This window comes from Chitinophaga sp. YR627 (assembly GCF_900114995.1).
GTDB lineage: Bacteria > Bacteroidota > Bacteroidia > Chitinophagales > Chitinophagaceae > Chitinophaga.
Genome location: NZ_FOUX01000003.1, coordinates 371,626 through 389,271 on the forward strand (window position 1 = coordinate 371,626; position 17,646 = coordinate 389,271).

Consider the following 17,646-nt stretch of genomic DNA (forward strand, 5'->3'; position numbering starts at 1 on the left):
ATCGTGAGAAAGTACCTTTTTGCCATACTCGTATGCCTGCCGGTATTCCTCTTCGCACAGGTACCGGCCATTCAGAAACCAACTGCGACGGTTCCGTTCCGGCTGTTTGACCGTTACATGGTGATCAGCTGCGCCCTTTCCGGCGTAACGCCTACCGGTGTCGTGGACAGTCTGCACTTCATCTTTGATACCGGGGCAGAGGTAACCACTCTGCGGCAACAGACAGCTGACCGCCTGCAACTGAAAACAAAAAACAATGGTGGTCTCAGTGGCACCGATGCCGTTGTTGTCAGAGTGCCGACCGCAGAGCTCAGCGTCCTGTTTTTTGAAAAAACCAGGCTTCCTTTCGTCAAAGTATATATCGAACCCCTCACCGAATTCAATGACATTCCCGTCACCATTGATGGTATCATCGGCGTGGACCTGCTCAAAGCTTTCATTGTGAAGATCGACTACGAGAAAGAAGTATTACAGCTTTACCGTGCACAAAAGACACCGCCCAATACACCCGGACAACGAATGGCGCTCACCCGCAACTTCGAAACCCCGGCACTGGAAGGCACGATCACCCTGCCCGACGGTCAGACGCTGAATAGCTACTATCATCTCGTTTCTGGTGGAGAATACGGTATCCTGTTTAACTTTCCCTATGTGGAAAAGCATCACCTGAATACACGTCTGCCCATCCTGAGCACCGATAAGGTAGGTGATCTTTATAAAGATTTAACTTACACCAACACCAGTTTGCCTGCCCTGGAACTGGGTGCTACGAAACTGACACAGGTTGGAGCCAGTTACAGCAAAGACGTCAATGATGCCGGCTCTATCCGAGAAATGGCCGGTTCCATTGGCTATATGGTATGGCGCCAGTTCAAATCCATTACAATTAATTATACCGGACGCGAGTTATTTCTGGAAAAATAGTAGCAGTCCATTCTCCCATTCTTTTAGTTAACTTGCAACTCTCATAAACAGGGAAATATGATTCATTTCAATAAATTCACTTTAGCCAACGGATTGCGCGTGATCGTGCATGAAGACCATACCACGCCAATGGCAGTGGTAAACGTGATGTACGATGTGGGCGCACGTGATGAAGATCCAACAAAGACCGGCTTTGCTCACCTGTTCGAACACCTGATGTTCGGCGGCTCCATCAACATTCCTGAATACGATGAACCTTTGCAGATGGCCGGCGGCGAAAACAACGCCTACACTACCAGCGATCTGACCAACTACTATATACAACTGCCGGCAGAGAATATCGAAACCGCATTCTGGCTGGAAAGCGACCGTATGCTCTCACTCGCATTCAGCGAAAAAAGCCTGGACGTACAGCGTAAAGTAGTATCTGAAGAGTTCAAGGAACACTACATCAATAAGCCTTACGGCGACGTATGGCACAAAATGAGAGACCTCGCTTATTCCTCCCATCCCTACAAATGGATGACCATCGGAAAGGAACTCTCTCACATCGAAAATGCGACACTGCTGGATGTAAAAGATTTCTTCTTCAAATATTACCGCCCGGCCAACGCGATCCTCGTTGTTGGTGGTCACGTGACAACCGCACAGGTAAAAGCGCTGGCAGAAAAATGGTTTGGCGATATTCCGGGTGGAGAACGCATACAGCGTAACATCGCACCGGAACCACCACAGACGGCTGCGCATAAACTGGAAGTGAAAGCCAATGTGCCACTGGATGCCTTATACAAATGCTACCATATGCCTGGTCGTACAGGTAAAGGCTACTACGCTACAGACCTGATCTCTGACATCCTGGGCGGCGGTGCTTCTTCCCGTCTCAACCAGGTACTGGTGAAAGAGAAAAAACTGTTCAGCAATATTGATTGTTATCATTTTGGTACACTCGACGGCGGTCTGCTGACCATCGAAGGCAAACTGGTGAAAGGTGTGAAAATGAAAGATGCAGAGAAAGCCATACAGGAAGAAATCGATAAGGTACAGCAAACAGTCATCCCTGAAAGAGAACTACAGAAAGTGAAAAACAGGGTGGAAAGTATGCTGGCGTTTGAAGATATGGGCCTGCTCAACAGGGCAAACAACCTGGCTTTCTATGAACTGATCGGTGACGCTTCCCTCATGAATAATGAATTCAGTCATTACGAAGCTGTAACGGCCGCCGAAATGCACGAGGAAGCACAACATCTTTTCGACGAGAAAAATTCCAATACGCTTTACTATTACGCAGGATAACATGTTCATACACAACTGACATGTACCATCCTTTGTAAATAAATATGCTTTTAGATTAATGATAAACCGGAAAATTGCCCCTGAAATAAAAGATGCTACGGCCTTCGATATCAAGCTGAGACCTTACGAAAAGGTCACGCTGGACAATGGCATCCCTGTCTATATCATCAAATCAGACGAACAGGATACTTTACAGCTGGAACTGGTATTCCCGGGTGGCAGCTGGTATGAATCAGAAAATCTGGTTGCATCCGCCACCAACTTCCTCATGAAGAATGGTAGCGGAAAATACTCTGCACTCCAGATCAATGAAAATATCGACTACTTCGGCGCATATCTGAACCGGAACAGTCATCATGAATACGCGACCTATACGCTGCACTGTCTCACCAAACACTTTGCTGATCTGCTGCCCGTATTACAGGAAGTGATCCTGGATCCGGTTTTTCCTGAAGAAGAACTCGCGATCTTCCGTCAGAATATGAAACAACGCCTGGCGGTAAATCTGCAAAAATGTGACTTCGTAGCCAACAGGCATATCGACCGCTACCTCTTTGGTGAGTTTCACCCATATGGCAGAGTGAGCAGCATGGAAGCCTACGACGGGTTGCAGATAGCCACCATGCAGGCGTTCTATAAACAACATTACACTTACAATAACTGTAAGATCTTCGTAGCAGGCCACCTGCCGGCGAATATGATAGAAATGCTGAACGAGTATTTCGGTAAAACGAAATGGAACGGAGAAGCCTCCATCGTTCGTCCGGAGATCTCCATCATGGCAGCAGAAGAGAAGAAGTTCCGCATCTTTAATGATGAAAATGGCGTACAGGGCGCCGTTCGTGTGGCTCGTCCATTCCCGAACCGCTACCATCCTGACTTCCCTAAAATGCTGGTGCTGAACACCATTCTGGGTGGCTACTTTGGCTCCCGTCTGATGAGCAACATCCGCGAGGAAAAAGGATATACCTACGGTATCCATTCTCAATTGTATAACTTCCGCCAGTCCAGCGCTATCAATATCCAGACAGAAGCCGGACGCGATGTGTGCGAAGCAACCATTGAAGAGATCTACAAAGAACTGCGTACCCTCCAGCAGGAAATCGTACCGGAAGAAGAACTGCACCTCGTGCGCAACTTCATGATCGGTTCCATTCTCGGCGACCTGGATGGCGCATTCGAAGTGATCCAGCGCTGGAAAAATCTGATCCTGAACGGACTGGATGAAAACTACTTCTACAATAACATCAATACCATCAAGACAATCACCGCTGAAGAAATACAGGAATTAGCACAGGAATACCTGTCTCCTGAAGACTTCTACGAGCTGGTAGTAATCTGATCCCGCTTTAATTTTTACAGCTTTATCGCTGTTTTTATAGAAAAAGAGGCTTCCACAATGTGTGGAAGCCTCTTTTTTTTGCAGATTGATCTGAATTAATCCCTGAAAACAGCCAATCTCACATATTTATAATTTATTATATTTGCACCCCTAATTGTTCAATCCTATGAAACGCCTGATCCTTTGTTTACCGTTGTGCATCTGTATGAATGTTTTCGCACAAACCAGCAAATCTGCCGTTGACTCTCTCGAGAAGCGCTATCAGCAATGTCTGTCAGAAGAGAAAAGCAATTTTAACTGCGCCCTTCAGTATTACACACAGATGGATAGTCTGCTGCACAGTGTCTACACCGAACTGTATGATAACCTGGATAACAATCGCAAAGAAACCCTGCAGATCTCTCAGCAGCAATGGGAAGAGAAAAAAGAAACCTATTTCAGGGACATTGATGTGCGTGTAGAAAAGAAAAGACCACTTACATTATCTGGTCTGGACGATGATATGATCGTTACCGATAATAAAGCCGCTTTCCTGAGAACACGTGTAGTAGAGCTCCTGGGCAAAAACTCCTGAGTTTAATGGTGGGTAGCGCGGCGTTTGATCATGCCGCCTTTGGTGTCGTTGATATTGTGTTGCACAATGAATGCCTTTTCATCGATCTTCTCGATCTCGTCGATGATCTTGTGTACTTCCAGACGGGTAACGACGGTATAAATGATATCAATATCCCTGTCAACTGATCCGCGTTTGCCAAACCCACTCTGCCCTTTAAAAACGGTTACGCCCTTACGCAGGGACAGGGTGAGGGTCTTTCTTATCAGTTCACTTTCATTGGAAATGATGGTCAGTGCAATGTATTCTTCAAAACCCTGGATGATGAAATCAACCGTTTTGGAGGCCGACAGATAGGTCAGCATGGCATACAGGGCAGTTTCCACATTGATCAGTACCGCTGCAATACTGAAGATGACGATGTTGAAATACATGATCACTTCCCCCATCGACAACACTGTTTTCCGGTTGATGTAAAGGGCCAGTACCTCCGTACCATCCAGCACAGCGCCACCTCTCACAGACATACCGATACCTGCACCGAGAAAGAAGCCGCCGAAAATAGCGATCAGCAGCTTGTCACTGGTGATCGTTGGCATATTAATAAACACCAGGGCAGCCGCCAGTCCGAGGATAGCGCAAAGCGCCCTGATGGTGAAAGCGACAGACAATTGTTTGTACGCCAGCAGAATAAACGGAATATTGATCACAATCAGCAATATCGATATCGACCAGCCGGTGAGCCGGCTTATCAGCAGGGAAATACCCGTCACGCCGCCGTCAAGGAATCCATTGGGTAAAAGAAAGCCTTTCAACCCAACGGCTGCCAGTAAAACTCCGATACCGATCAATACGATATCCTGAACATTCTGAATATAACTAATGCGGGCACGCGTCTTCCTGGTTTGTGACATATCTGTAAACTTACAATCTTTCCTGGTGTCTCAGCCACCTTTCCGGTATTTCATTATTGCTCGCCATCAGATAATCACCATAGGAGCAGGGCAGGAAGCTTTTCTCCTTTGATTTGCCTTTTGCTGGCAGTTCCATCCACCAGCGACCCGTCTTTTTACTTTTGAGAAATACAGTGTCGATATCTGCACAAACGATATTGAATTCATAGAACCCGTCTCTTTCTTCCAGCAGTGCTTCTTTTTTCCTGATGGCGATACCATCCACAAAATACCAGAGCATCTGAGCGATCTGTTTGGCCGTCAGGGATTCCCTGTCTCTTTCCGGACGGTAACCATAAATACCAAAGGTGCTGAGTCTTCCACTCATGCCGGCATAACGTGCCAGCAAACAGGCTTCATCACCACCCAATCCGTTAGGAGAGAGGGTATTGGCCGGTGCATCATTATGTTTGATGATATTGATATCAATACTGAAAAGGTCTGTGTTACGTAATACAGGCTCTATTTCTTCCAGGTTTTCACGCACCCTGCCCAGCCGGTAACAGTCGAAACGCAGTTTATCCAGCGTTTCGATCATATGCGGATGTATAAAATAACTCTGGAAAGCGAGGTGATTGTAATGACGGATGTAATTAGGCTGTTCCGTCAGCATTTCCATCAGGAACTTATCTGCCGGTACCTGTGACTCTTCTTTCAGATCGATGATCGCATCCGCAACGGTTACTTCGATCACATATTTCTGGGAAGCGTAGGCTTTGTATTGTGCATAGGTCAGATCATGCGATCCGCCTAAGAGGATGACTGTTTTATTGGAGTTGATCAGTTCGGCCAGTACCGTTTTTAATGCGGCATAAGTGTCCTGCAGACTCACCCCTTTACGGAGATTACCCAGGTCAGCTATTTTCACATCTCTGTGCCAGTAATACAAACTGTAAAATTCACTTCTGACGATATCGGGGGATTCTGGTCCTCTTTTACCGGGACCATATCCGCGGTCCTCACTTACGCCGAGGAGGATCACGTCTGCAGCATCGAGATTGGGGATATGACCTTCTTCATAAGCATCGGTAACACCGCCGATCTGAAAGTCATCATATGCCTGGTCATTGTTCAGGCTGCCTTTAGAAATTGGTAACAGATAATCATGCAGATGCGTAAAGTCTGACATCACAACAACTTTTGTTTGGCGGCAAACCTACGAATCAATTATGAAATTTATCGTGCTGTGAAAAGATGAATAACAGATTGTTATCTACGGGAGAGGATAATCCATTGCGTTGGTAAAAGCTGAATGACTGATTGTTACACAACGGGCGTAACAGGGCTAACTGATTACTTAATACGTAGGGAAAAGATAAACTGGGATTATTTTCAAATCCGGACATCAGGGAGCACCGGATTATATATTGTATTGGGAAAAATCAAATGACTGATTATTACACACCGGGCGTAAACAAAGGCAACATGATGATTTAATACGTAGGGGAAAAGATAAACTGCAGATTGTTATCGATAGGGCACATCAGGGGTCACATGATCAATCTATGGTCATGAAATAATCCGCGAAGCTATGAGATTAGTTCTTGTGGACGATGAATTCGAATGCTTTATGCTCCTTCCTTGAAAATGCTTTCTGTAGTACAGATCGTTTGCTGGTGATGCGGTTCCTGTTGCAATCAGCAACTTCCATAACATTACATAGGTATTCCATGGTTTCAACCATGGTAAGCATATCGCTGATCTGCTTCACTGCATATTGAATCTGTTGTTCGCTATACCGATCCTCATGCAGTAAGATCAATAAGTCCCTCTCAACCTGTTTCATTTGAATAATTTGACTGTTCCCTTAAAATTGTTAAAGGCGTTTCCATATAGGTGTAAGCGGCTTGGCGTATATAACAACTGGATGTCACAAGTTTTCCTTCAAGATCGGGAACTCAACGGCAAAAAGACAAAGTACTTATTACTTAGTGCATACGTTTTTTATTCATGGTAGGGCATCCGCAGTCGTTCTTCTTCAATACCTTACAGCCCTGACTCATAATGATAAGACTACCGCACACTAAAAAGATAGTCATCCATTTTTTTGTTCTCATATTACTCTTAAGTTAGTTCACTTTATTATCAAAGCCTGTCCGACGAGAGTTTACCGTTTCTTAACAGTGCGCTTTTCTAAATTAAGCTAATTTCGTAAAAATTTCAAATATTTGTCCACAATTTCTACGCGCAAAACGATTCTCATAGTCCCGCTCGACTGGGGATTGGGACATGCCACCCGCGACATCCCGCTTATCCATGAACTATTAAACGCTGGCTGCAAGGTTGTTATTGCAGCGGAGGGAAAACACGCCGCTCTCTTACAGCAGGAGTTCCCGGAACTGACTATCCTTTCCTTACCTGGTTATCGCATCGAATACGCACAGAAAGGCTGGTTTTTCGGATGGAAAATCATCCAGCAGATCCCTAAGATCCTGAACGCTATTAAGTTCGAACAGCAATGGCTGGAAAAGGTAGTGGTAGAACATCAGATAGACGCCGTGATCTCGGACAACCGCTTTGGTTTATACCATAGCAAAATACCTACTGTTTTTATCTCGCATCAGTTACTGATCAAGACGCCTTTCGGTGGTTTCATCGAAAAGTGGTTACAGGCACTTAATTACCGTTATATTAACAGGTACAGCGCCTGCTGGATCCCTGACTATGCAGACGCGCATAACCTTTCCGGTATCCTGGCGCATCCTTCAAAATTACCGGCTAATACCACCTACCTGGGTTGCCTCAGCCGTTTTGAAGATCGTACAGACGTAAAACAACAATACGACCTGCTGGTACTCATCTCCGGTCCGGAACCTCAACGTTCCAACCTGGAGAAAATGATCCTTGATCAGATTGGCTCTTTACAGATAAGTGCCCTGATCGTCAGTGGTAAACCAGGTACGCCGGAGAAGAAACAGATCGCTCCGGGTGTACAGCAGGTTAATCACATGAATGCCAAAGAGTTGAACGAAGCCATGCTGGCATCCAAAATGGTACTGAGCCGTTCCGGATATACCACGCTGATGGACCTGGTGAAGCTGAACAAGAAGGCCATCCTGATACCGACTCCTGGTCAGTCAGAACAGGAATACCTTGGTAAGTTCCTCATGAAAAAAGGCTATTTCTACAATATCCCGCAGCATACATTCGATCTTAAAAATGCCCTCGAAGCAGCTGATAAGTTCGACTTCAAATCATTTGAACACGAACAGGATATGGAGCAGTATAAAGACGTCGTGAGGAAATGGGTGACACAGCTCCAGACGAACAACTAGCATATTCCGGATATACATAAAAAAGAGAGAGGCGCCCGCTTAGGTGGACGCCTCTCTCTTTTATACGCTTCAGTAGTTTACTTCGTTGCAGCAGCAGTCAATCCTTCTACCGCTTTCTTATCACTACCCACAAATATCTGTTTGCCAACAATCGCTACCGGACGCTTCAGGAAAGAATATTCCTGGAGTATAAGATCGCGGTAGTCATTCTCCGTAAGTTCTTTTTCATGCAATCCCATCGGACGGTACTTCTGTGACCGGCGACTGAACAGCGCCTCATAAGTACCCGCAAGTGCATGCATTTCCTCCAGCTGTGCAGGAGTGATCTTTTCTGTCTTGATATCCTGCAGCACAAATCCGTTCTCTTTTGCCTTCACTTCCTCCAGTATCCGCTTACAGGTGGTGCAGGTAGATAAATGATATATTTTCTTCATGTAGTTACGCTTTGCTACGCAAATATCCTTTTTTACAGGCAATGTCCAATTCGTACCATGTTCGCTGATCCCAATACGCCTTTCTCTATACATCCATCGCTTATCGTTCTCACATCTCTCTGTCAACCTTTCTTGTCCGGATTTCTTTATCTCATATCAGGTCATCGTCCGATACTTTCCGATGCCCAATTCTTACTGCTTAATTGCTGATAAGCCCTTCTGAAATACGCATGCAGACTATTTCTCCCTAATTCCTAATTGATCATTCCTAATTCCTAATTGTTTATTTTTGGCAGATGCAAAAGAAATTGTTTTTACTGGATGCAATGGCGCTCATCTATCGCGCGTACTATGCATTGATCAGAAATCCACGCCTCACCAGCACCGGGAGAAATACCAACGCACAGTTTGGTTTTACCTCCACCTTGCTGGACCTTATCAATAAGGAAAAGCCAACCCACATGGCCGTGGCTTTCGATACGCATGCCCCCACCGAAAGACATACCACCTTTGTTGATTATAAGGCCAACCGTATGGATGCGCCGGAAGATATCCTCGATTCACTGGATGATATCAAACGCATCATCAAAGGTTTCAATATACCTGTTGTTGAACTGGATGGTTATGAAGCAGATGACGTGATCGGAACCCTCGCATGGCAGGCCGCTGATGCTGGTTACAGTGTATACATGGTCACACCGGATAAAGACTATGGTCAGCTGGTAAGAGACAACGTATTTATCTACAAACCTCCTTACATGGGCAACAAAGAAGAAATTCTCGGTCCGAAGGAAGTATGTGAAAAATGGCAGATCACAGGTGTACATCAGGTAATAGATATCCTCGGCCTGATGGGTGACGCCGTAGATAACATCCCGGGTATTCCGGGTGTAGGGGAGAAGACCGCCATGAAACTCCTGTCTCAGTATCACTCTGTAGAAGAAGTGATCGCGAATGCCGATAAGATCGGCGGAAAAATGGCAGAGAAGATCAAGGCTGGTGCAGAAAGTGCGATCCTTTCCAAACAACTCGCCACCATCATCACAGATGTACCGGTTGCTTTCCATGAAGAAGATTTCTGCATCAAAGATCCTAACAGGGAACAACTGATCGAAGTCTTCACAGAACTGGAGTTCAAAACCCTGGGTAAACGTATCCTCGGTGATGGTTTCTCAGCTCCTGCAGCAGAACCAGCCACGCCTCCAAAGGTACAACTGGACCTTTTCGGTAATGAAATACAGGGCGCCGTGCCACCGCCTGCTGAAGAAGCACAGGATGTTCCGCTCAGCATCATGACGGCTGACAAGAATATCAACAATACGCCGCATAATTATATACTGGCAGACACGCCTGAAAAAAGAGCGGACCTGCTGGCACTCCTCCTCCAACAACAGGAGATCTCCTTCGATACAGAAACAACAGGTACTGATGCTAATGCAGTTGACCTGGTAGGAATGAGCTTCTCCATCAAAGCAGGAGAGGGATGGTATATTCCGGTTCCGGCCGACAAAGCACAGGCACAGGCCATCGTGGATAGTTTCCTGCCTTTATTCAATACCACCCACATTACCCTCATCGGCCAGAATATCAAATACGATATGATCGTCATGAAATGGTACGGGGTTGAATTCAATGGTCCAATCTTCGATACCATGCTGGCCCACTACCTCATCGAGCCGGAAGGCCGCCGTGGTATGGACCTGCTCAGTGCACAGTACCTCCAATACGAACCTGTTTCCATCGAAACCCTCATCGGTAAAAAAGGAAAAGGGCAGGGCAATATGCGTGATGTGGAGATCGAAAAGATCAAAGAATACGCTGTGGAAGATGCCGATATCACCCTGCAGCTGAAAGAGAAATTCGCCCCTTTGCTGCCACTCAAAGCGGTAGAAAAAGTGTTCTACGATGTGGAAAACCCGCTGGTAAGAGTGCTGACCGATATGGAATATGAAGGTATTGCCCTGGATATCCAGGCTTTGTCCGACTACTCCCGTGAACTGGAAACAGAGATCAAACGCGCGGAAGAAAGTGTATATACACAGGCAGGTGTCCGCTTCAACCTCGCATCTCCCAAACAACTGGGAGAGGTGCTGTTTGAAAAGCTGCTGCTGGACCCTAAAGCAAAAAAGACCAAAACAGGACAATACGCTACCGGCGAAGATGTACTGGCGAAACTGGCCAACAAACACCAGATCGTGGAAGACATTCTGGTGTTCCGCGAACTGAGCAAGCTGAAATCCACCTATGTGGATGCACTGCCGCTGATGCTGAACAAACGTACCAACCGTGTACACACCTCCTACAACCAGGCAGTGGCGGTAACCGGTCGTCTGAGCTCCAACAACCCGAACCTCCAGAACATTCCGATCCGTACTGATAGAGGCCGCGAAGTGCGTAAAGCATTTGTGGCGAAAAATGACGACTACGTATTAATGTCCGCGGATTACTCCCAGATCGAATTACGTATTATCGCCGCAATCAGCGGAGACGTACATATGATCGATGCCTTCCGTCAGGGACTGGATATCCATGCTGCCACTGCAGCAAAGGTATACGGTGTTGAACTGGCGGATGTAACTTCGGATATGCGCCGGAATGCCAAAAGTGTGAACTTCGGTATCATATACGGGGTGAGCGCCTTCGGTCTGTCCGAAAACCTGGGCATCGCCAGGGGAGAAGCCAAAACACTGATCGACAACTACTTTGCAACATACCCATCCATCAAAAAGTACATGGATGACCAGATAAAGTCCGCACAGCAGAATGGCTATGTGGAAACCTTACTGGGTCGTAAACGCTGGTTGAAAGACATCAACTCTTCCAACGCGGTGGTAAGAGGTTACGCAGAGCGTAACGCCATTAACATGCCGATACAGGGTACTGCTGCCGACATGATCAAACTGGCCATGATCTCCATCCACAAAACGCTCAAAAAGGAAAACCTCCGTTCCCGCATGATCCTGCAGGTACATGACGAGTTGGTCTTTGATGTGCATAAGGATGAAATAGAGCAGATCAAACCCCTGATCCAGGAAGGTATGCGCAACGCCCTGCCACTGGCGGTACCGGTAGATGTTGAAATAGGCATCGGCGCCAACTGGTTACAGGCCCACTAATAATGAGTGTTATTACTACAATTATATAGCTGCGGAAAAGTAATTACGAATGATGCCGGCGGGGGCAGAAGTACCCTCCCTCATTCGTAATTGCCCCTCCCGCAGTACAACCCCGGAATACATAGCAAAACTCCCTCGCAGCATCATTGCAGCTACTGTATTTATCCCTGATAATTAATATTTTTTAACCTCCTTTGCCTCTTGCGTTTTCCAAAATCGTTTACTAGCTTTCGGCCATGATCCTGACCTCCCGTCTCCAATTATTATCATGTACCCTGCAGTATTTCGAAGCGCTGTTGCAGGGCGAGGAGGTATTGAGTGAGTTACTCCACGTCCGTATCCCCGAACCCTGGACTGAATATCCGGAAATAATCCTCGTTGCTTACGATAAACTGCGTAATGACCCCTCTATGCTGGGTTGGTTTTTCTACCTGGTCATCCACAAAGAAGACAAATGCCTGATCGGAGCCGGCGGCTTTAAAGGACGCCCCGACAAAGACGGTACTGTTGAAATCGGTTATGAGATCTCTGCGCCCTACCGGGAACAGGGTTATGGTACAGAACTGACCCAGGCACTGGTACGCTTCGCCTTCAGTCATTCCTACGTGAATAAAGTCGTCGCCCACACAGAAGAAGAATACAACGCCGCCGTCAAGGTGCTCCAGAAATCAGGGATGCACTTTGCAGGAGAAGACCCCGAGCAACTCTGGAAATGGGAAATCACCCGCGACCAGTACCAATGGCCGCAGGATTGAGCTTCCAGCCACCTGCAATCTATTGCATCACCCATTCATCAATCTTTAGCCTCTAAAAATGACTGTTTTAGCTTAGATTCGACCTCTTTATTTTACAACAAAAGCTAAAACACCATTAAGAATGAAGAAATGGGCGCTATGCCTTGCCGTTTTCTGTTCTACAGCGGCGATTGCACAAACAACCAATAAAGAAGGCAGTAATTACAAATTCACCGTTGTGAAGAACCTGGACGCAGGTGATGTTGAAAACCAGGGTAACACAGGTACCTGCTGGTCTTTCTCTGGTCTTTCTTTCTTCCAGGCGGAAGCACTCCGTAATGGCAAGGGTAAAGATGTCAACCTGAGCGAAATGTTCGTTGTCAGAAGAATGTATCCGCTGAAGGCAGCAAATTATGTGCGTATGCATGGTAAAGCCAACTTCGGTGAAGGTGGTGGTTTCCCGGATGACCTGCTCTGTCTCCGTCAATACGGTCTGGTACCTCAGAGCGTATACGATGGCAACCGCGTAAAAACATACAATCATGCCGAAATGACAGCGCTGCTGGAAGGTGTGGTAAAAAAGATCGGTGCTACCGAAACAACGATCAACCCAAACTGGAACAAAGCAGTTGATGGCGTACTGAATGCCTACATCGGTGATGCTCCTGAGAAATTCGAATACAACGGTAAATCTTATACCTCTAAGACTTTCGCAAAAGACATGGGTCTGGATGCAGATGATTATGTAATGATCACCTCCTTCACCCACCACCCATACTATGAACAGTTCGTGCTGGAAGTGCCGGACAACTGGAACTGGGATAAAATGTACAACGTTACTTTAAACGATCTGACCACCATCGCAGAAAACGCTATCCAGAATGGTTATACCATCGCATGGGCAGCTGACGTAAGCGAAAAAGGTTTCAACTTCGCACAGGGTCTGGCCATCGTTCCGGATGTTGCTGCCCTGACACCTGATCAGCTGCAGAAAGCGTTCACCGAACCGGTAAAAGAACTGACCATCACTCCTGAAGTGCGTCAGCAGGCTTTCGATAACTACGAAACACAGGATGATCACGGTATGCATATCGTGGGTATGGCGAAAGACCAGAACGGTAAAGTATTCTTCCGCGTGAAAAACTCATGGGGTACCGCCAATCCTGGTAACGGTTACTTCTACGCTTCTGAGCCTTACTTTGCTTACAAAACCACCAGCATCATGGTGAATAAAAAGGCAATCCCTGCCGATATCGCAAAGAAACTGGGCATCAAATAAGCAGAATGCTTTAATATAAAGTGACGCGCTTAACACCAGCATTGCACAAAATAAAGGAGGCGGTCTGTAAAAGACCGCCTCCTTTATTTTAATAAGTCGATACCTGTGAAGCACTGGGCACTTCCCAGAGTTTCGTCACACCGGAAGTCGTCATATTCCTGTAACGCACTTTCAGGTTCTTACTCTCCGTACGTACAATGTTAGTGCCGCCGGAGAATGTACCGCCGTTGATGGTCACCGTTACATTATACTGTCCGCTTCCATTGGTGCGCAACACCTTACCAAAAGTAGTTACCCGGAAATTGTTAATGTTGATCGTACCATCTGCATTTATCTGCAAGACCTTGTCGTATGCATTCTTCGCAATACAGTTGTTCAGTGTAACCGTTCCTTTTGACTTCAGTGTCATGGCATCTTCTCCCACATCTATCCATTCTACATTATCCAGTGTTGCATTACCATATACATGCACACCATCGCAACCAGGTGCCCCGATCTTTACATTCTTCAACGTAGCGCCATTCTCCAGTCTGAAGATCGGTTTCTGATCCTCTGCCTGACTACCATCGCCAAGCCCCTGGGCAATAATAGTGTTGCCCTTTCCATCATAGGTTTCTCCCGCTTTTACAATGATGGTTTGTGTGATCGTTACATTGGCCATCGTACCTACACCTGCTGCCGCAATAACGTCAGGGGTGATGTTTGCCACATCAGAACCGTGTTCTTTTTTACACCCCATAGCAAAGACGCCGGCTAACATAGCCGACAATAAAATCTGATTTGTTTTCATGTCAGTAGAATTTATAAGTGATCAATAATTCATACAGTAGAATAGCAGGCATGACGATGTCAGTACCATATAGGTTTAGTTTAAAAAAACAGCAATGTCGGAAATGGAAAAGGGTTAATTAAGCTGGGCTTTCATCAGGGTTGAACTATCGTATTATTGTTCGCTTTTGGTTCTGATCCTTGTTTGATAAGGTTGCTACAGGTTGATGACCGAAATTATCTAAAAACAACACATAACAGCATAAACAGCGGGTATATTTTTACGCAAACGATGCCGAGAACGATTCCGTAAAAAACATTACTTGATTTAGTCAATCATATGCCTTTTCGGGATGTTTTTTGATACGTTTTTTGGAAAAAAACGGAGCTGTAAAAGAAGAGATTTTATTGTTGGAGAGGGGAGAATCTTCTTGAATAAAAAAGATGCTTTTATAAGCACAATATTCATTGACAAAAGCAAGTAATTTAATTGCCATCGTCATGTATTTCACTTTAAACATACATCTGCAAAGGAATACAGAAATTCTATGTTTTTAGATTTTATTTACCTTCGATTCTTTGCGCCTCCTGATAAGTGCCTAGTCTGAGCTTCACAGGAAGCTGCGTTTGCTTCTCCCAGTTCCATTCTTTTTTGCAGAAAAAACCAAAATGTTGATCGTAATAATCATTTGGTTTCAGGGGAGACTGCACCCTCAGATTCGGACTATGCTGAGGTATCTGAAAAGAGGAAAAATAAAGGGGGGCCGCCACCTCTGTTTTACTTTCCGGCATCCATTTACTTGACTTTGTCAATGGATAAAGGGGCCCAACTATCAGTTTTGTCTGTGCAGATACTTGCGTCAGGCAAGCAATCAGCAATAATCCCGCTATGGTCGTAACTTTGTTCATCTTTATTTCTTTTTATTGATCCTATACTAACGCTTCCCAGCTACCTGCTCCTTCTCTGATCAGTTCCGGTTCATCACCTGTACAATCGACCACGGTAGAAAAGGTCATACCGCCTATTCCACCGTCCACCACGATGTCAACGATACTACCAAACTTCTCATGGATGATCTCGGGATCAGTATATTCTTCTACGTATGTTTCGATCGGAAGAGAGGTACTCAGGATCGGATTACCAAGTTCCTTTACGATCGCCCGGCTGATATTGTTGTCGGGTACACGTATACCAACGGTGTCCTTTTTCTGCTTCAGCAAACGGGGTACTGCCCGGCTGGCCGACAGGATAAATGTATATGGTCCCGGCAATGCTTTCTTCAGCATTCTGAAAGTGGGAGTGTCCACACTTTTAGCATAGTCTGATAAATGGCTGAGGTCATAACATATAAAAGAGAACTGGGCTTTGGCTGGGTTGATATGTTTGATACGGCAGATTCTTTCCACCGCTTTCGGCTGACAGATATCACACCCCATACCATATACGGTATCGGTAGGATATATGATCACCCCTCCGTCTTTCAGACACTCTACGATCGTCTTCAGATGACGGGGATTCGGATTGTCCGGATGTACTGTTAAGAGCATATTACAAATTTACAAAACTACTGGCGGAAGCAGCCCCAATTTCCAGGCCAACACCTGTTGCACATTAAATAATCTTACTATCTTTCCGGCCAATTTGAAAAACCAATCCGGATGAATACAAAAGGGATTGTTCCGAGAACATGGAGAAGGGTCAAGAAGATCGCACTTATTCTGTTTATAGCACAATTTGTCTACATCATTATACTGAAGTGGATTAATCCTCCCATCACCCTGACCATGATTTCCAGCTGGTTTAGTCTGATAGGTACCGATAAACACTTCCATAAAACCTGGGTGAACTACGGTGAAATCTCCCAACATGCCAAACTGGCGGTATTAGCCAGTGAGGACCAGCTGTTCCCCGATCACAATGGTTTCGACTTCAAGTCCATCGAAAAGGCCATGAAGCACAACCAGAAAAGCAAGAAAATAAGAGGCGCCAGCACCATCAGCCAACAGGTAGCTAAAAACGTTTTCCTCTGGCAGGGACGTAGCTGGATCCGCAAAGGCCTGGAAGTATACTTCACCTTTATGATTGAGAAAATATGGGGGAAAGAGCGTATTCTGGAGATGTACCTGAACGTTGCACAGATGGGAGATGGGATCTTCGGGGTAGAAGCTGCCGCCCAGCAGTATTATCATAAAGGCGCCGCCAGCCTGAATCGTGAACAGGCCGCTATGATCGCTGCCTGTCTGCCGAATCCGGTGAAATACACCGTCATCCCTCCGGCAAGGATCACTTCCTTCCGCCAGCGTAAGATCTTACAGCAAATGCGGTTTATCGCACCTGACCCTGACATCTCCGAACTGGTCAGCAGCAAATAACTCACACATATACAACGACATATAAAAAAGCGTCTGCCAATGGCGGACGCTTTTTTTATTCTTTTCAGCTTTGGTAATTATAGTAGCTTATCAACTGCCGCAATTGCCGAAGCGATTCTTTCTTCCAGACTTCCCCTGATCTCCACCCAGGGAACACCCGATGCCATTACCAGCTCCCGGTAAACATTGTAAAAATATTCCCGCATTGCCGGATCTGGATGCTCCCGCTGAGGATCTTCCTCCCAGGGGATATCAATATAGGTCAGCAGGTACAGATCATACTTTCTGTCCTGAATGATCTGCAGTATCTCCGGATCACAATTGCCATACTTATGCTCACTCCATACCTTGATAACATGCAGATCCGTATCACAGATCAGCAGGCGATTGGCCCGGGCTGCCAGTTGATCTTCCTGCGCGAGTTGTCCTTTTGCAATAGAGAGCAGGTCAGATTGTTCATAGGGCCGGGGCAATGCTTCCAGGTATTGTCGTGCATACTCCGGCACCCACATCGTCTGATAATGCGCCGCGAGCTGCTCACTCAATGTACTCTTTCCGGTAGACTCCGGCCCTATGACAACTACTTTCAACATATAATAATA

Annotated in this window: 17 protein-coding genes; 9 read left to right on the plus strand and 8 right to left on the minus strand. The window is 46.0% G+C overall.

All coding sequences use genetic code 11. The features are described 5' to 3' along the window. Positions 1 to 3 precede the first annotated feature (3 nt). The 4 genes from BMZ72_RS16955 to BMZ72_RS16970 all read left to right on the plus strand — a co-directional run bounded on the left by BMZ72_RS16955 (position 4) and on the right by BMZ72_RS16970 (position 4,133). Positions 4 to 924 carry a retropepsin-like aspartic protease gene (locus BMZ72_RS16955; protein WP_177222819.1) on the plus strand — a complete coding sequence of 307 codons (921 nt, stop codon included), beginning with the start codon at positions 4 to 6 and terminating at the stop codon, positions 922 to 924. A gap of 57 nt (positions 925 to 981) precedes the next feature. Next, positions 982 to 2,217 (plus strand): M16 family metallopeptidase, encoded by a 1,236-nt coding sequence (locus tag BMZ72_RS16960; RefSeq protein ID WP_089810406.1) that lies wholly within the window; start codon positions 982 to 984, stop codon positions 2,215 to 2,217. 58 nt (positions 2,218 to 2,275) lie between these two features. Beyond that, positions 2,276 to 3,559 (plus strand): M16 family metallopeptidase, encoded by a 1,284-nt coding sequence (locus BMZ72_RS16965; protein WP_089810408.1) that lies wholly within the window; start codon positions 2,276 to 2,278, stop codon positions 3,557 to 3,559. Positions 3,560 to 3,725: 166 nt separating this feature from the next. Continuing rightward, positions 3,726 to 4,133: a lysozyme inhibitor LprI family protein gene (locus BMZ72_RS16970; RefSeq protein ID WP_089810410.1), complete on the plus strand. Its 408-nt coding sequence runs from the start codon at positions 3,726 to 3,728 to the stop codon at positions 4,131 to 4,133. A gap of 2 nt (positions 4,134 to 4,135) precedes the next feature. Here the strand turns inward: BMZ72_RS16970 and BMZ72_RS16975 are convergent, their stop codons facing one another. The 3 genes from BMZ72_RS16975 to BMZ72_RS16985 all read right to left on the minus strand — a co-directional run bounded on the left by BMZ72_RS16975 (position 4,136) and on the right by BMZ72_RS16985 (position 6,851). Continuing rightward, entirely contained in the window at positions 4,136 to 5,026 is an 891-nt protein-coding gene (locus BMZ72_RS16975; RefSeq protein WP_089810413.1) for a YitT family protein, read from the minus strand. Between the two features lie 10 nt (positions 5,027 to 5,036). Continuing rightward, positions 5,037 to 6,194, minus strand: coding sequence for a formimidoylglutamase (locus BMZ72_RS16980; protein ID WP_089810415.1), 1,158 nt, complete (start codon positions 6,192 to 6,194; stop codon positions 5,037 to 5,039). Between the two features lie 408 nt (positions 6,195 to 6,602). Then, complete coding sequence (locus tag BMZ72_RS16985; RefSeq protein WP_089810417.1) at positions 6,603 to 6,851, minus strand: hypothetical protein; 249 nt, start codon at positions 6,849 to 6,851, stop codon at positions 6,603 to 6,605. 382 nt (positions 6,852 to 7,233) lie between these two features. Between BMZ72_RS16985 and BMZ72_RS16990 the strand changes: the two genes are divergently transcribed. After that, entirely contained in the window at positions 7,234 to 8,340 is a 1,107-nt protein-coding gene (locus tag BMZ72_RS16990) for a glycosyltransferase (protein ID WP_143087717.1), read from the plus strand. A gap of 77 nt (positions 8,341 to 8,417) precedes the next feature. Here BMZ72_RS16990 and BMZ72_RS16995 read toward each other — a convergent pair whose 3' ends face one another. Next, the gene (locus BMZ72_RS16995) at positions 8,418 to 8,774 is read right to left on the minus strand and encodes an arsenate reductase family protein (protein WP_089810422.1); all 357 of its coding nucleotides are present in this window, start codon (positions 8,772 to 8,774) and stop codon (positions 8,418 to 8,420) included. Between the two features lie 296 nt (positions 8,775 to 9,070). Between BMZ72_RS16995 and polA the strand changes: the two genes are divergently transcribed. From polA to BMZ72_RS17010, 3 genes are all read left to right on the plus strand, one after another. Then, positions 9,071 to 11,890, plus strand: coding sequence for a DNA polymerase I (gene polA, locus BMZ72_RS17000; protein WP_089810424.1), 2,820 nt, complete (start codon positions 9,071 to 9,073; stop codon positions 11,888 to 11,890). A gap of 236 nt (positions 11,891 to 12,126) precedes the next feature. Further along, positions 12,127 to 12,645 carry a GNAT family N-acetyltransferase gene (locus BMZ72_RS17005; protein ID WP_089810426.1) on the plus strand — a complete coding sequence of 173 codons (519 nt, stop codon included), beginning with the start codon at positions 12,127 to 12,129 and terminating at the stop codon, positions 12,643 to 12,645. A gap of 121 nt (positions 12,646 to 12,766) precedes the next feature. After that, entirely contained in the window at positions 12,767 to 13,903 is a 1,137-nt protein-coding gene (locus BMZ72_RS17010) for a C1 family peptidase (RefSeq protein ID WP_089810428.1), read from the plus strand. 88 nt (positions 13,904 to 13,991) lie between these two features. Here the strand turns inward: BMZ72_RS17010 and BMZ72_RS17015 are convergent, their stop codons facing one another. The 3 genes from BMZ72_RS17015 to BMZ72_RS17030 all read right to left on the minus strand — a co-directional run bounded on the left by BMZ72_RS17015 (position 13,992) and on the right by BMZ72_RS17030 (position 16,219). Next, positions 13,992 to 14,693: a pectate lyase gene (locus tag BMZ72_RS17015; RefSeq protein ID WP_218155259.1), complete on the minus strand. Its 702-nt coding sequence runs from the start codon at positions 14,691 to 14,693 to the stop codon at positions 13,992 to 13,994. Positions 14,694 to 15,232: 539 nt separating this feature from the next. Then, positions 15,233 to 15,580: a hypothetical protein gene (locus tag BMZ72_RS17025; protein ID WP_089810432.1), complete on the minus strand. Its 348-nt coding sequence runs from the start codon at positions 15,578 to 15,580 to the stop codon at positions 15,233 to 15,235. Between the two features lie 21 nt (positions 15,581 to 15,601). Continuing rightward, positions 15,602 to 16,219, minus strand: a complete 618-nt coding sequence (locus tag BMZ72_RS17030; RefSeq protein ID WP_089810434.1) for an L-threonylcarbamoyladenylate synthase — start codon at positions 16,217 to 16,219, stop codon at positions 15,602 to 15,604. A gap of 111 nt (positions 16,220 to 16,330) precedes the next feature. Between BMZ72_RS17030 and mtgA the strand changes: the two genes are divergently transcribed. Then, positions 16,331 to 17,044 (plus strand): monofunctional biosynthetic peptidoglycan transglycosylase, encoded by a 714-nt coding sequence (mtgA, locus tag BMZ72_RS17035; protein ID WP_089810436.1) that lies wholly within the window; start codon positions 16,331 to 16,333, stop codon positions 17,042 to 17,044. A 77-nt stretch (positions 17,045 to 17,121) separates the two neighbouring features. On the opposite strand, the gene BMZ72_RS17040 is transcribed toward mtgA, so the two are convergent. After that, positions 17,122 to 17,637: an AAA family ATPase gene (locus BMZ72_RS17040; RefSeq protein WP_089810438.1), complete on the minus strand. Its 516-nt coding sequence runs from the start codon at positions 17,635 to 17,637 to the stop codon at positions 17,122 to 17,124. Positions 17,638 to 17,646 lie beyond the last annotated feature (9 nt).

Bases quoted from the DNA above. Each gene is read 5' to 3' on its own strand.
- BMZ72_RS16960 (WP_089810406.1), top strand. From the start codon at position 982: ATGATTCATTTCAATAAATTCACTTTAGCCAACGGATTGCGCGTGATC.
- BMZ72_RS17010 (WP_089810428.1), top strand. From the start codon at position 12,767: ATGAAGAAATGGGCGCTATGCCTTGCCGTTTTCTGTTCTACAGCGGCG.
- BMZ72_RS16965 (WP_089810408.1), top strand. From the start codon at position 2,276: ATGATAAACCGGAAAATTGCCCCTGAAATAAAAGATGCTACGGCCTTC.
- BMZ72_RS17005 (WP_089810426.1), top strand. From the start codon at position 12,127: ATGATCCTGACCTCCCGTCTCCAATTATTATCATGTACCCTGCAGTAT.
- polA (WP_089810424.1), top strand. From the start codon at position 9,071: ATGCAAAAGAAATTGTTTTTACTGGATGCAATGGCGCTCATCTATCGC.
- BMZ72_RS16970 (WP_089810410.1), top strand. From the start codon at position 3,726: ATGAAACGCCTGATCCTTTGTTTACCGTTGTGCATCTGTATGAATGTT.
- BMZ72_RS16975 (WP_089810413.1), bottom strand. From the start codon at position 5,026: ATGTCACAAACCAGGAAGACGCGTGCCCGCATTAGTTATATTCAGAAT.
- BMZ72_RS16980 (WP_089810415.1), bottom strand. From the start codon at position 6,194: ATGTCAGACTTTACGCATCTGCATGATTATCTGTTACCAATTTCTAAA.
- mtgA (WP_089810436.1), top strand. From the start codon at position 16,331: ATGAATACAAAAGGGATTGTTCCGAGAACATGGAGAAGGGTCAAGAAG.
- BMZ72_RS17025 (WP_089810432.1), bottom strand. From the start codon at position 15,580: ATGAACAAAGTTACGACCATAGCGGGATTATTGCTGATTGCTTGCCTG.
- BMZ72_RS17015 (WP_218155259.1), bottom strand. From the start codon at position 14,693: ATGAAAACAAATCAGATTTTATTGTCGGCTATGTTAGCCGGCGTCTTT.
- BMZ72_RS16995 (WP_089810422.1), bottom strand. From the start codon at position 8,774: ATGAAGAAAATATATCATTTATCTACCTGCACCACCTGTAAGCGGATA.
- BMZ72_RS17030 (WP_089810434.1), bottom strand. From the start codon at position 16,219: ATGCTCTTAACAGTACATCCGGACAATCCGAATCCCCGTCATCTGAAG.
- BMZ72_RS16985 (WP_089810417.1), bottom strand. From the start codon at position 6,851: ATGAAACAGGTTGAGAGGGACTTATTGATCTTACTGCATGAGGATCGG.
- BMZ72_RS17040 (WP_089810438.1), bottom strand. From the start codon at position 17,637: ATGTTGAAAGTAGTTGTCATAGGGCCGGAGTCTACCGGAAAGAGTACA.